This is a genomic window from Bacillus thuringiensis, assembly GCF_022095615.2.
GTDB classification, from domain to species: Bacteria; Bacillota; Bacilli; order Bacillales; family Bacillaceae_G; genus Bacillus_A; species Bacillus_A cereus_AG.
The window spans coordinates 3,575,880-3,589,087 of record NZ_CP155559.1 but is presented as its reverse complement, the minus strand read 5'-3'; the positions used below and the strand labels follow the sequence as shown (position 1 = coordinate 3,589,087).

The window sequence follows — 13,208 nt, the reverse complement described above, 5'->3', positions numbered from 1 at the left end:
GAGTGAGACCATGATAGATTTTGGGACAATTGCAACCGCGATGGTAACTCCGTTTGATAAAAACGGAAATATCGATTTTGCAAAGACAACGAAATTGGTAAATTATTTAATAGATAACGGTACAACAGCAATCGTGGTAGGAGGAACGACAGGCGAATCTCCTACATTAACTTCAGAAGAAAAAGTAGCGTTATATCGCCATGTCGTATCTGTTGTCGATAAAAGGGTGCCCGTAATCGCTGGAACAGGTAGCAATAATACGCATGCTTCTATTGACTTAACTAAAAAGGCAACAGAAGTTGGTGTTGATGCAGTAATGCTAGTAGCGCCGTATTATAACAAACCGAGTCAAGAAGGAATGTATCAGCACTTTAAAGTAATTGCTGAAAGCACGCCGCTTCCGGTTATGCTATATAACGTTCCAGGACGATCTATTGTACAAATCTCCGTTGATACAGTTGTTCGTTTATCAGAAATAGAAAACATTGTTGCGATTAAAGATGCAGGCGGCGATGTGTTAACAATGACAGAAATCATTGAAAAAACAGCGGACGACTTTGCAGTATACAGCGGTGATGACGGTTTAACGTTACCAGCTATGGCAGTTGGAGCGAAAGGTATCGTTTCTGTAGCATCTCATGTTATTGGAAATGAAATGCAAGAAATGATTGTAGCATTCCAAGCAGGAGAATTTAAGAAGGCGCAAAAATTACATCAATTACTTGTAAGAGTGACGGATTCATTATTTATGGCGCCAAGCCCAACGCCAGTAAAAACAGCGTTACAAATGGTTGGATTAGATGTAGGTTCTGTACGTTTACCACTTCTTCCATTAACAGAAGAAGAAAGAGTAACGTTACAATCTGTTATGCAATCTATCCCTCGTTAATAAAAAATGACCTAGTATAGTACTAGGTCATTTTTTTATGGTATGAAAATCTTTGCCACTCTTTTCTCATCTACATGAATACTTATAAGATCATTAACCGCTTTTTCATTATGTATTGCAACATGTATAAGAAAATAATCGTACCCTTTTAAAAGGATCAAAAAATCATAGTTATTATAGAATAAACATTTGTATAAACGTAATAAACTATCGATTCTGTTTTTCAGAGGAATTGTCTCAAATATGACGTAATTCATAAAAAAACTTCATTATATAATTATTTTTGTTCGAATTTAGAAAAATAAGTCTTGAAAATCTATAGTATGAAATTAATTTAGCGTATTTATGGCTATTTCTTCAAAATAATATGGAATACAAAACCGGAGTAAATATAAAGGAAATACGTTCGATATTTTTGTTGTAATTCCGTTCTTTTACTTTTTCTTTCGCACGATTTAACTTGTGTTCTATTTCTTGTATCAGGTATAATATGGCTAAGTAGCTTAGTACGGGTATGCTTAGCAAAATTGGTAAAAATTATAATTTGATTACATTTTCATATCATATCGAATAAGATATTTGATTTATATAATGAAAGAGAGGTGAAACCTGGTTTAAAAAATAAACAAGGACATGATATCGCATAACGGTAAGGACATTCGTCTTGGACGGTGAATATATGGTGGTTGTAGAGTTTCCCCTGGTGTCTCTGCAATTTTAGTGAAATCAGTGTTTGAAAGATTTTTAAACCAGGCAACAACATGAAGAGAAAAGAGAATGAGTCTGTTAAAGTATTTGCTCTTGGTGGAGTAGGTGAAATCGGGAAAAACATGTACTGTGTTGAAATTGATTCTGAAATCTTTATTGTAGATGCAGGGTTAATGTTCCCGGGAGATGAAATGTTTGGAATTGATATCGTTATTCCTGATATTACATATTTAGTGGAAAACCAAGAGCGAGTAAAAGGTTTATTTATTACTCACGGTCATGAAGATCATATTGGTGGAATTGTTTACGTACTTCGTAAATTATCAATTCCAGTGTATGCAACGAAATTAACAGTAGGACTTATACAAGAAAAACTTGGCGAAGCGGGTATGTTAGGCCGTGTAGACTTAAAAACAATCGATTCAAATTCAACAGTAGAGTTTAATACTACAACGGTGTCATTCTTTGGGACGACACATAGTATTCCAGACTCTGTGGGTGTTTGTTTCCATACATCAAAAGGTGCTATCGTATATACAGGAGACTTTAAATTCGATCAAACTCCAATTGGAAATAGTGGAGCAGACCTTGGAAAAATGGCACAAATCGGAAATGAAGGCGTACTGTGCTTATTATCTGATAGTACAAATGCTGAGCGTCCAGGCTATACAGGTTCTGAAAAAGAAGTTGGTGTAGAAATTTCTAAAGTGTTCTACGGTGCAGAAGGACGTATTATCGTTGCATCATTTGCATCGAATGTACATCGTATTCAACAAGTATTTGATGCAGCTGCTGAAACAGGACGAAAAGTAGCGGTTGTAGGACGTAGTATGGTGAAAGTGGTAGATATCGCAAGACGTCTTGGTTATTTAGATGTTCCAGAAGGTATGGTTATTTCACTACAAGAAGTAGACAATTTCCCGGAGAAAAAGGTAGCTATTTTAACGACAGGTAGCCAAGGTGAACCGATGGCAGCTCTTTCTAGAATGGCGAAGCAAGCTCATAAACAAATTTCAATTCGTAAAGGTGATACGGTTATTATTGCGGCTTCTCCAATTCCGGGTAATGAAATATCTGTATCGAAAATTATTGACTTGTTATTTAGAGCTGGAGCTGATGTTATTTATTACGGTGAAAGAAAAGTTCACGTTTCAGGTCACGGTAGCCAAGAAGAATTAAAATTAATGTTAAATTTAATGAAACCGAAATACTTTGTACCCGTACATGGTGAGTTCCGTATGCAAAAAGCACATGCATATTTAGCTGAAGATGTAGGTATTACAAGAGAGAATATCTTTATCGTAGAAAAAGGCGATGTGATTGCTTTTGGTGACGATGAAGCAAACTTAGTTGGCAAAGTACAAGCCGGTAATGTGTTAATTGATGGCTTAGGTGTAGGTGACGTTGGTAATATCGTTCTTCGAGATAGAAAAATGTTATCTCAAGATGGAATATTAGTAGTTGTTGTAACACTTGGTAAAGATGAAAAGAAAATTATCTCTGGTCCAGAAATCATTTCACGTGGCTTTGTGTATGTTCGTGAATCAGAAGCGTTAATTGACCGCTCTACAGAGATTGTACGTATGATTGTTGAGCAATCGATTAAAGAGTATTCAATTGAATGGTCTATGTTAAAACAAAATATTCGTGAATTATTAGGACAGTTCTTGTACGAAGAGACAAAGAGAAAACCTATGATTTTACCGATTATTATGGAAGTATAAAAAAAGATCACCTTTACGGGTGATCTTTTTTTCTTTTTTAACTCTATCGAATGAAATTTATAACTTAAGAAATAATAGTTATATACGAGTGAAAGGGGATGCGATATGACAGAACGTGATCGTTATACAAATGAAGGGAAAGAGGCTGAGCCGAAAGAAACTGGGAAAGAAGCTTCAATAGTGGAAAAAATTCAACAGCTAGGGCAAACGAATGTACCACAAATGAATGAATCGAGTATTCATTGTTTAACAATCATTGGGCAGGTGGAAGGTCATGTTCAATTACCGCCGCAAAATAAAACAACAAAATATGAGCATATTATTCCGCAAATTGTTGCGATTGAACAAAATCCGAAAATTGAAGGTTTACTTTTAATATTAAACACAGTTGGTGGTGACGTTGAAGCAGGGCTAGCAATTTCTGAGATGGTAGCTTCGCTTTCGAAACCGACAGTATCTCTTGTTCTGGGCGGGGGACATTCTATCGGTGTACCGATTGCTGTCTCTACGGATTATTCATTTATTGCAGAAACTGCAACGATGACAATTCATCCCATCCGTCTAACAGGTCTTGTTATAGGTGTGCCGCAAACATTTGAGTATTTAGATAAAATGCAAGAAAGAGTCATACGATTTGTGACGAAGCATTCGAAAGTAACAGAAGATCGTTTTAAAGAGCTTATGTTTGCAAAAGGGAATTTGACGCGAGATATTGGGACGAATGTAATTGGTGGAGATGCAGTGAAATATGGTCTTATAGATGATGTCGGTGGTATTGGGAATGCAATTCGAAAACTGAATGAATTAATAGATGCCCGCATGGATGATAGTGCAGAAGGGACAATGTTACAATGATTTTATACACAATTATGCCAGAGCAACTTGTATATCCAGCCGATTATTCACAATGTGAAAGTCAAAAAGTTGTAAATATAAACGGTGTTGAATTAATGGTTTCTGAAGAAGAACATGGCTTTTATTCTATTGTACGTGTGTTAAGTACGGATCCGCTACACTACTTAGAGTTTGAGCCCGGTCAGAAAATAACCTTTTAGCAAAAAGAAGGATTTTGTTTAGAAGCTATGGTATAATATAAAAAACAAGACGGTTGAGCAGCCATGAGAGGGCTGCTTTCTTCTGTTTATTTAACAATTTACAAGAAGTGTAAAAATAGAAGATATAAGACCTGAAAAATAGAGAAAACAGACATATAAGTAAAGCTTTTTTAAGGAAGCCCTACTTACATGTAGAACACGAGGTGAAGAAATGGCAAAACAAAAGCAAAGAGGGACGAAGGCAAAAGCAAGACGCACGATAAAGCCAACTTTGTATTATGAAATCGTCGGTTTAACTCTTTTTGCACTTTCAATCATTACGATTTTACAGCTAGGTGTTGTAGGGAAATCGTTTGTGTTATTTTTTCGCTTCTTCTTTGGTGAGTGGTACATAATTGGTGTGTTAGGTGTAATAGCTTTATCGGTTTCGTTTGTTATCAAACGTGGATGGCCGAACCTTTTAAATAAACGGTTAATTGGTTTTTATTTAATAGTATTGGCGATATTAATGTTTAGTCATATTACATTATTTAACCTTCTTACGAAAGATGGAGCAGTGCAAAATACTTCTGTTATTGTGAGTACGAAAGATAACTTCTTCCTTGAAATGAAAAAGGGGCCGGATAGCGTTCATTTAGGCGGTGGTATGTTTGGTGCGCTTATGTTCGCGACGTGTTACTTCTTATTTGACGAAGTAGGAGCTTATATCATTGGTATTATTTTAGTGATTCTCGGCATACTTTGTATAACAAATAAGCATATTGGAGAAGTACTTGCCCCTGTAGGAAGAATCCTTAGAAGTCAATTTGAAGTAATGCAAGGGGATTATAAAGATTGGAAATCCAAAAGGACGGCTGAACAAACAGAAAAGAAAAAAACAACGAGAAGCACAAGGAGTAAACGTGCTGCAGAACAAGAAGAGATTATTGAGCCGATGGAAGAGATCTCAATTGATCCTCCAATTATTTCGAATTTCACTGAGAATTATCCTGTAAATGAAGAAGAGAATAAACGAATTAGCGAAGAACAGGAAGTAGAGTTGATCACTTCACCATCTATTGAAGAGGCTCCGCCTGTTGAAGAATCTAAGAAAAAGCGTGGAGAAAAGATTGTAGAATCTTTAGAGGCGGAAACAAGTGCCCCGCCAATGCAATTTTCAAATGTAGAAAATAAAGATTACAAGCTTCCTGCAATTGATATATTGAAATTTCCTAAGAATAAGCAAGTTACAAATGAAAATGCAGAAATTTATGAGAATGCTCGTAAATTAGAACGTACATTCCAAAGTTTTGGAGTGAAAGCGAAAGTAACAAAAGTACATAGAGGTCCTGCAGTTACAAAATATGAAGTGTATCCTGATATGGGAGTAAAGGTAAGCAAAATCGTTAGTTTAAGTGATGATTTAGCACTTGCTTTAGCTGCGAAAGACATTCGTATTGAAGCACCTATTCCCGGGAAATCAGCTGTAGGGATTGAAGTTCCGAACTCAGAAGTATCTATGGTAACGCTTAGAGAAGTTCTTGATTCTAAGGCTAATAATCATCCGGAAGAGAAGTTGTTAATTGGTCTTGGACGAGATATTACAGGTGAAGCTGTATTAGCACGTTTAAATAAAATGCCCCATTTACTAGTAGCTGGTGCGACAGGTAGCGGGAAAAGTGTATGTATTAATGGTATTATTGTTAGTATTTTAATGCGTGCAAAACCACATGAAGTAAAATTAATGATGATTGATCCGAAAATGGTAGAGTTAAATGTATATAACGGTGTTCCGCATTTATTAACACCAGTTGTAACTGATCCGAAAAAAGCATCACAAGCTTTGAAAAAAGTCGTGAGTGAAATGGAACGACGTTATGAGTTATTTGCTCATAGTGGCACGCGTAACATTGAAGGATATAATGATCATATTAAAGAACATAATAGTCAATCAGAAGCGAAACAACCGGAATTACCTTATATTGTAGTAATAGTGGACGAGTTAGCCGATTTAATGATGGTTGCTTCATCAGATGTAGAGGATGCGATTATGCGTTTAGCACAAATGGCTCGTGCAGCTGGTATTCATTTAATTATTGCGACGCAGCGTCCATCAGTTGATGTTATTACGGGAGTTATTAAAGCGAATATTCCATCGCGTATTGCATTCGCGGTATCTTCTCAAACGGACTCTCGTACAATTCTTGACGGTGGTGGTGCAGAGAAACTGCTAGGTCGTGGAGATATGCTGTTTATACCAATTGGTGCATCTAAGCCTGTACGTGTACAAGGTGCATTTTTATCCGATGATGAAGTTGAGAGAGTTGTAGAATATGTTATTGGTCAGCAAAAAGCGCAATATCAAGAAGATATGATTCCACAAGATGTTCCTGATACGAAGCAGGAAGTAGAAGATGAATTATATGATGAAGCAGTTCAGCTTGTAGTGGAAATGCAAACAGCATCTGTTTCTATGTTGCAACGTAGGTTTAGAGTAGGTTATACGCGAGCTGCCCGTTTAATTGATGCAATGGAAATGAATGGTGTAGTAGGTCCGTATGAAGGTAGTAAACCACGAGAAGTGCTCATTAATGATGTACAAGAAAAAAGTTCATAAAAAAAGCCTAATTGTTTTTACAATTAGGCTTTTTTATATGCTAGTTTTGTTATATACTATATTCAGCAATAAAGAAAGGGCTTACATATAAAGTGATTCTTTAGAATACGAATACTTTGATTGTGTTTTTAATGAATGTTCGATATTTAATGTAGAAAAATGTTAAATTTTGTTGACACGTATGGGAGCAAGTGGTAAGATTACTTCGAAAAGAATCACTGCCTCATATAATCTTGGAGATAAGGTCCATAAGTTTCTACCCGGCAACCATGAATTGCTGGACTATGAGGGGAAAAGTGTGTAACAAAGGATGTAAGAGATCTTTGTACCGAACTTTTTCTCGAAATGAGGAATGTTTATGGTGCAAAGTTTTTTTTATGCCATAAAGAGTGAAAATTTCATCTTAAAAAATTATTAATATTTATTCGACAATTAAGCTTATTTTTAGTATTTAGCAATTTTTATTATGTTGTAAGTTGAAAAAAGAGAAAAGAAGTCTTACATCAGAGGTCGAATAATTGAAATGCGGGGGAGTCTTATGTCAGTAAAATCCGATAGTCGTCACCTATATTTACGGGTGATTGATCACATCAAAGAAAAAATTAAAGATGGAGCTTACAAAGAAAGGCAGAAGTTACCATCAGAGTTTGATTTAGCAAAAGAACTTGGTGTAAGTAGGGCGACTTTAAGGGAAGCGCTGCGTATTTTAGAAGAAGAAAATGTTGTCATTCGTAGACATGGTGTAGGAACATTTGTAAATGCAAAGCCATTATTTTCTTCTGGGATTGAACAACTTTCTAGTATTACAGATATGATTTCTAGTGTGGGGAAAACACCAGGAACTATCTTTTTATCATCATCTACAACAAGTTTAACAGAAGAAGAAAAAGAGAAGTTTAATAGTGAAGATGGTTTTAATGCAGTAATGATTGAGCGTGTGCGTACAGCAGATGGGGAACCTGTTGTATATTGTATCGATAAACTTGCAAAAGAAATCTTGCCAGATTTATCGGGATACAACGAAGAATCATTGCTTACAGTGATACATAACAATACGCACAAACGTATCACATATGCAGTTGCTCACATTGAGCCAATTGGCTACCATTCTAAAATCTCACCGATTTTAGAATGTGAACCTGAAACGGCACTGCTAGTTTTAAAACAAATGCACTATGATCAAAATGATGAGCCAATCTTATATTCTATCAATTACTTTAGAGCTGACAAGTTTAGCTTCCACGTATTAAGAAAACGTATGTAGGTAAGTTCCATTTTAGGGAGGTGACAGCAAGAAGTTAGGGACAGCAGCGTAAGAATAAAGATATATATATAATTTCAGGAGGGGTTTCTAGTATGAAGAAAAAAACAGGTCTTTTATTATCATTAACATTAGCAGCAAGTGCGGTTTTAGGTGCATGTGGTAACTCGGATAAGGCGAGCAGTGACAAGAAAGAAAATAAAGAATTTAAAGTTGGTATGGTAACAGATGTTGGGGGCGTGGATGATAAATCATTCAACCAATCTTCTTGGGAAGGTTTGAAAAAGTTTGGTAAAGATAATGAATTAAAGGAAAAGACAAATTATCGTTACCTACAGTCTGAAAAAGAAGCAGATTATATTCCAAACTTAAAGAAATTTTCAAAAGATAAGTATGATTTATCTTTCGGAATCGGTTATAAATTAGAAGGTGCAATTAAAGAAGTAGCAAAAGAAGCTCCAAAACAACAATTCGCAATTGTGGATACTGTTGTAGATGCACCGAACGTAACAAGCATTACATTTAAAGATCATGAAGGTTCATTCCTTGTAGGTGCGGTAGCAGCTATGTCAACAAAATCGAATAAAGTAGGATTTGTTGGTGGAATGAAGAGTGATTTAATTAGTAAATTTGAAAATGGATTTAAAGCTGGTGCAAAGGCAGTAAATCCAAATATTGAAATCGTATCTGAATATGCAGAAGCATTTGATAAACCGGAAAAAGGTACAGTTCTTGCTTCAGCAATGTATGGTCAAGGTGTAGATGTAATTTATCATGCTGCTGGTGGTACAGGTAACGGCGTGTTCACTGAAGCGAAAAACCGTAAGAAAAAAGGTGAAAATGTTTGGGTAATTGGTGTTGACCGTGACCAAAACCAAGAAGGTATGCCTGAAAACGTAACATTAACTTCAATGGTAAAACGTGTAGATATCGCTGTTGAAAAAGTAGCACAAGAAGCGAAAGATGGTAAATTAAAAGGCGGTAAAGTAGAAGCGTTTGGCTTAAAAGATGACGGTGTTGGTATCGCAAAAACAACTGACAACGTGAAAAAAGTTAACCCTGAAATTTTAACAAAAGTAGAAGAGTTTGAAAAGAAAATTACAGATGGTGAAATTAAAGTACCAGCTACAGATAAAGAGTATAAAGAATATGAAGCTTCTCTAAAAAAATAAATAGAGAAATAGCAAAGGTTAGTTCATAGAACTAACCTTTGTATGTATAAAACTTCCAAATTGCTTAATAAGTTAATAGTGTAATAGGGGAATGTTCCCTGTTAAAAGGAGGAACACAATGGAATACGTAATTGAGATGAATAACATTACGAAAGTATTCCCAGGCATTGTAGCGAATGATGATATTACGCTGCAAGTAAAGCAGGGAGAAATACATGCTTTACTTGGAGAAAATGGTGCAGGGAAATCCACATTGATGAATGTACTATTTGGTTTGTACCAACCAGAACAAGGTGAAATTAAAATTAAAGGAAAGCCTGTAAACATTACCAATCCGAATGTGGCAAATGACCTTGGTATTGGAATGGTTCATCAGCACTTTATGCTTGTTCATAATTTTACAGTTACAGAGAATATTATTCTTGGAAATGAACCGAAGAAAAAAGGGAAAATTGCTGTTGAGGAAGCTGCAAAAGAAATTCAAAAACTGTCCGAACAATACGGTTTAGCTGTAGATCCATATGCGAAAATACAGGATATTTCAGTTGGTATGCAGCAACGTGTTGAGATTTTAAAAACACTTTACCGTGGGGCAGAAATTCTAATATTTGATGAACCGACAGCTGTGTTAACACCGCAAGAAATTCATGAGCTAATTCAAATTATGAAAAAGCTTGTACAAGAAGGAAAATCTATTATTCTTATTACACATAAGTTGAAAGAAATTATGGAAGTTTGCGATCGTTGTACGATTATTCGTAAAGGAAAAGGGATTGGAACGGTTGACGTTGCAAATACGGATGAAAATAAACTTGCAGAATTAATGGTCGGACGTCAAGTGAATTTTAAAACAGAAAAAATAGACGCGAAGCCAAAAGAAGAGGTACTTTCAATTGCAAATCTTGTCGTTCACGATGCACGTCAACTACCTGCTGTAAAAGGCCTTGACTTAACTGTTCGTGCGGGGGAAATTGTTGGAATTGCAGGGATTGATGGAAACGGACAAAGTGAATTAATAGAAGCAATTACTGGTTTACGAAAAGTTGAGTCAGGTTCTATTGCAATTAAAGGAAAAGAAATAACAAATTGGCCTGTTAGAAGGATAACAGAAGAAGGAATTGGTCATATTCCAGAAGATCGTCATAAACACGGCCTTGTTCTTGATTTTTCAGTTAGAGATAATATAGTTCTGCAAACGTACTATAAAAATCCTTTCTCAAAGAAAGGGATTTTAAATTTTAGTAAAATTACAGAAAAAGCAAAGGCACTTATTGAACAGTTTGATGTACGTACACCTAGTGAGCAAACGTTAGCGCGCGCTTTATCTGGGGGGAATCAACAAAAAGCAATTATTGCACGTGAAGTAGACCGTGATCCAGATTTATTAATCGCGGCACAACCAACACGTGGTTTAGATGTAGGAGCAATTGAATTTATTCATAAGAGATTAATAGAGCAAAGGGATAAAGGAAAAGGTGTATTACTTTTATCTCTAGAGTTAGATGAAATCTTAAATGTTAGTGACCGAATTGCTGTTATTTATGAAGGGAAAATCGTAGCAATTGTTGATGCGAAAGAAACGAATGAACAACAGCTTGGATTGTTAATGGCTGGAGGAACAAAGAAGGAGCAGGTGGGTACAAATGGCTAAAAAACTTTTAACAGAACGAACGATAAATATTTTAGTCCCAGTACTATCCGTTATTTTTGGCTTACTTGTCGGAGCGATTGTAATGCTAGTTAGTGGCTATGATCCGATTGTTGGTTATAGTGCACTTTGGACAGGAATGTTCGGTAGCCCAAGTGCAATAGGTGAAACGCTTCGTACAATGATACCACTTATTCTTGCCGGCTTATCAGTGGCGTTTGCATTTCGTACAGGTTTATTTAATATCGGGGTAGAGGGTCAATTACTAGTTGGTTGGCTTGCAGCAGTTTGGTTCGGTTATGCAGTGTCGCTACCAGCTGTTCTGCACATTCCGTTATCTATTTTATTTGCAGCATTGGTAGGTGGAATTTGGGGTTTCATCCCTGGATATTTAAAGGGGAAATTTCAAGTTAATGAAGTTATTGTAACAATTATGATGAACTATATTGCGTTATACGTAACATATGACATTATTAAGCGTTTCTTGCACGAGGGTAATGATAAAACGTATGACATCAAAGGGAGTGCGTCATTATCTTCAGACTGGCTTGCTGCCATCACTGATGGTTCGCGCCTTCACTGGGGAATTGTTGTAGCAATTTTAATTGCTATTTTAATGTGGTTCTTATTAGATCGAACAACTTTAGGGTATGAATTAAAGTCGGTAGGATTTAATCAACATGCTTCCCAATATGCTGGTATGAAAGTTTCTCGTAATGTAGTATTCTCTATGACAATTGCGGGTGCATTTGCGGGGATTGGTGGAGCGATGGAAGGGTTAGGAACATTCCAAAGTATGACAGCAATGTCTTCGTTTACAGGAGTAGGATTTGACGGGATTGCCGTAGCCTTACTTGGAGGGAATAATCCGTTTGGTATTATCCTTTCAGCTTTATTATTTGGTGGTTTGAAAAGTGCTTCCCCTCAAATGAACTTTGAGGCAGATGTACCATCAGAGCTTATTAATGTGATTATTGCATGTATCATCTTCTTTGTTGCATGTAGTTATGTGTTAAGATGGGCGCTTACACGCATGAGCAAGGAGGGGAAATAAATGAGCTTTTTAGATATATTAGCCATTCTTGTGACGGGTACGTTATATACATCAGCACCTATAATTTTCACAGCACTAGGTGGTGTATTTAGTGAACGATCGGGTGTTGTAAATATCGGATTAGAAGGACTAATGCTATTTGGTGCATTTATTGGAGTTGTTACAAACTTATTAATGGGTGATACTTGGGGAACGATGACTCCGTGGATTGCATTATTATTTGCGGCAATTGGTAGTGGGTTATTTGCATTACTTCATGCGGTAGCATCTATTACATTCCGAGCGGATCAAGTTGTAAGTGGTGTAGCGATTAACTTCTTATCTCTTGGATTAACTGTATTTGCAATTAAGAAGATTTTTGATAAAGGACAGACTGATTTTATTCAGTACCGTATTGAAAAGATTGATATTCCAGGTCTTTCGGATATTCCGGTTTTAGGGAAAATATTCTTCTCTAACGTACCGATAACGTCGTATATTGCTATTATTTTAGCATTCGTTGTTTGGTATGTTATTTATAAAACGCCGTTTGGTCTTCGTCTTCGTGCAGTTGGTGAGCATCCAATGGCAGCTGATACGATGGGGATTAACGTATATAAAATGCGCTATATTGGTGTTTGTATATCAGGTGTGTTTGCTGGAATTGGTGGAGCAATTTTTGCAATGTCAATTTCTAATAACTTCTCAGGGGCAACTATTACTGGACAAGGTTTCTTAGCATTAGCTGCTATGATCTTTGGGAAGTGGAATCCACTAGGTGCATTAGGTGCAGCGTTATTCTTTGGTTTTGCACAATCGTTAAGTGTAACAGGTGGAACAATTCCTGTGTTAGATCAAATTCCGAGTGTTTTATTAACGATATTACCATATGTATTCACAATATTAGCACTTGTTGGTTTTGTAGGTCGTTCTGAAGCTCCGAAAGCATTAGGAACCCCTTATGAAAAAGGAAAACGATAAGTATTTTGTAAGCATAAAAAAGCTCGCACATTAGTGCGGGCTTTTTTACATAGAATATATGTAATACGGAATTTTACTATGTTCCTTACATATTAAAGTTTTTAGAAAGAGTTGAATGTAAGCATAATAAGGAAGAAAAGT

The 13,208-nt window shown here is 36.1% G+C and carries 10 protein-coding genes and 1 riboswitch; all 10 genes read left to right on the top strand.

Translation table 11 applies throughout. From position 1 onward, the window contains the following. The first annotated feature begins 10 nt into the window (after positions 1–10). Positions 11–889: a 4-hydroxy-tetrahydrodipicolinate synthase gene (gene dapA, locus KZZ19_RS18465; protein ID WP_088097477.1), complete on the top strand. Its 879-nt coding sequence runs from the start codon at positions 11–13 to the stop codon at positions 887–889. A 761-nt stretch (positions 890–1,650) separates the two neighbouring features. Continuing rightward, a complete protein-coding gene (locus KZZ19_RS18460) occupies positions 1,651–3,321 on the top strand; it encodes a ribonuclease J (protein WP_088097475.1) in 1,671 nt (556 codons plus the stop codon). Between the two features lie 105 nt (positions 3,322–3,426). Beyond that, the gene (gene tepA, locus KZZ19_RS18455; RefSeq protein WP_000139828.1) at positions 3,427–4,176 is read left to right on the top strand and encodes a translocation-enhancing protein TepA; all 750 of its coding nucleotides are present in this window, start codon (positions 3,427–3,429) and stop codon (positions 4,174–4,176) included. Further along, the gene (locus KZZ19_RS18450) at positions 4,173–4,376 is read left to right on the top strand and encodes a YlzJ-like family protein (protein ID WP_000605023.1); all 204 of its coding nucleotides are present in this window, start codon (positions 4,173–4,175) and stop codon (positions 4,374–4,376) included. Before tepA ends, KZZ19_RS18450 begins: the two co-directional genes overlap by 4 nt. Before the next feature lie 211 nt (positions 4,377–4,587). Continuing rightward, the gene (locus tag KZZ19_RS18445) at positions 4,588–6,972 is read left to right on the top strand and encodes a DNA translocase FtsK (RefSeq protein WP_088097474.1); all 2,385 of its coding nucleotides are present in this window, start codon (positions 4,588–4,590) and stop codon (positions 6,970–6,972) included. A 203-nt stretch (positions 6,973–7,175) separates the two neighbouring features. Continuing rightward, positions 7,176–7,277: riboswitch (purine riboswitch) on the top strand. Positions 7,278–7,510: 233 nt separating this feature from the next. Beyond that, on the top strand, positions 7,511–8,236 hold the full coding sequence (locus KZZ19_RS18440) for a GntR family transcriptional regulator (protein WP_000114178.1): 726 nt from the start codon (positions 7,511–7,513) through the stop codon (positions 8,234–8,236). Positions 8,237–8,328: 92 nt separating this feature from the next. Continuing rightward, a complete protein-coding gene (locus KZZ19_RS18435) occupies positions 8,329–9,405 on the top strand; it encodes a BMP family lipoprotein (protein WP_088097473.1) in 1,077 nt (358 codons plus the stop codon). 118 nt (positions 9,406–9,523) lie between these two features. After that, positions 9,524–11,056 carry an ABC transporter ATP-binding protein gene (locus KZZ19_RS18430; RefSeq protein ID WP_088097472.1) on the top strand — a complete coding sequence of 511 codons (1,533 nt, stop codon included), beginning with the start codon at positions 9,524–9,526 and terminating at the stop codon, positions 11,054–11,056. Further along, entirely contained in the window at positions 11,049–12,107 is a 1,059-nt protein-coding gene (locus KZZ19_RS18425; RefSeq protein WP_088097471.1) for an ABC transporter permease, read from the top strand. The genes KZZ19_RS18430 and KZZ19_RS18425 overlap by 8 nt, the downstream gene beginning before the upstream one ends. Continuing rightward, entirely contained in the window at positions 12,108–13,067 is a 960-nt protein-coding gene (locus tag KZZ19_RS18420; RefSeq protein WP_000008857.1) for an ABC transporter permease, read from the top strand. It begins immediately after the preceding gene. The last annotated feature ends 141 nt before the right edge of the window (positions 13,068–13,208 follow it).

Bases quoted from the DNA above. Each gene is read 5' to 3' on its own strand.
- dapA (WP_088097477.1), top strand. From the start codon at position 11: ATGATAGATTTTGGGACAATTGCAACCGCGATGGTAACTCCGTTTGAT.
- KZZ19_RS18460 (WP_088097475.1), top strand. From the start codon at position 1,651: ATGAAGAGAAAAGAGAATGAGTCTGTTAAAGTATTTGCTCTTGGTGGA.
- tepA (WP_000139828.1), top strand. From the start codon at position 3,427: ATGACAGAACGTGATCGTTATACAAATGAAGGGAAAGAGGCTGAGCCG.
- KZZ19_RS18450 (WP_000605023.1), top strand. From the start codon at position 4,173: ATGATTTTATACACAATTATGCCAGAGCAACTTGTATATCCAGCCGAT.
- KZZ19_RS18445 (WP_088097474.1), top strand. From the start codon at position 4,588: ATGGCAAAACAAAAGCAAAGAGGGACGAAGGCAAAAGCAAGACGCACG.
- KZZ19_RS18440 (WP_000114178.1), top strand. From the start codon at position 7,511: ATGTCAGTAAAATCCGATAGTCGTCACCTATATTTACGGGTGATTGAT.
- KZZ19_RS18435 (WP_088097473.1), top strand. From the start codon at position 8,329: ATGAAGAAAAAAACAGGTCTTTTATTATCATTAACATTAGCAGCAAGT.
- KZZ19_RS18430 (WP_088097472.1), top strand. From the start codon at position 9,524: ATGGAATACGTAATTGAGATGAATAACATTACGAAAGTATTCCCAGGC.
- KZZ19_RS18425 (WP_088097471.1), top strand. From the start codon at position 11,049: ATGGCTAAAAAACTTTTAACAGAACGAACGATAAATATTTTAGTCCCA.
- KZZ19_RS18420 (WP_000008857.1), top strand. From the start codon at position 12,108: ATGAGCTTTTTAGATATATTAGCCATTCTTGTGACGGGTACGTTATAT.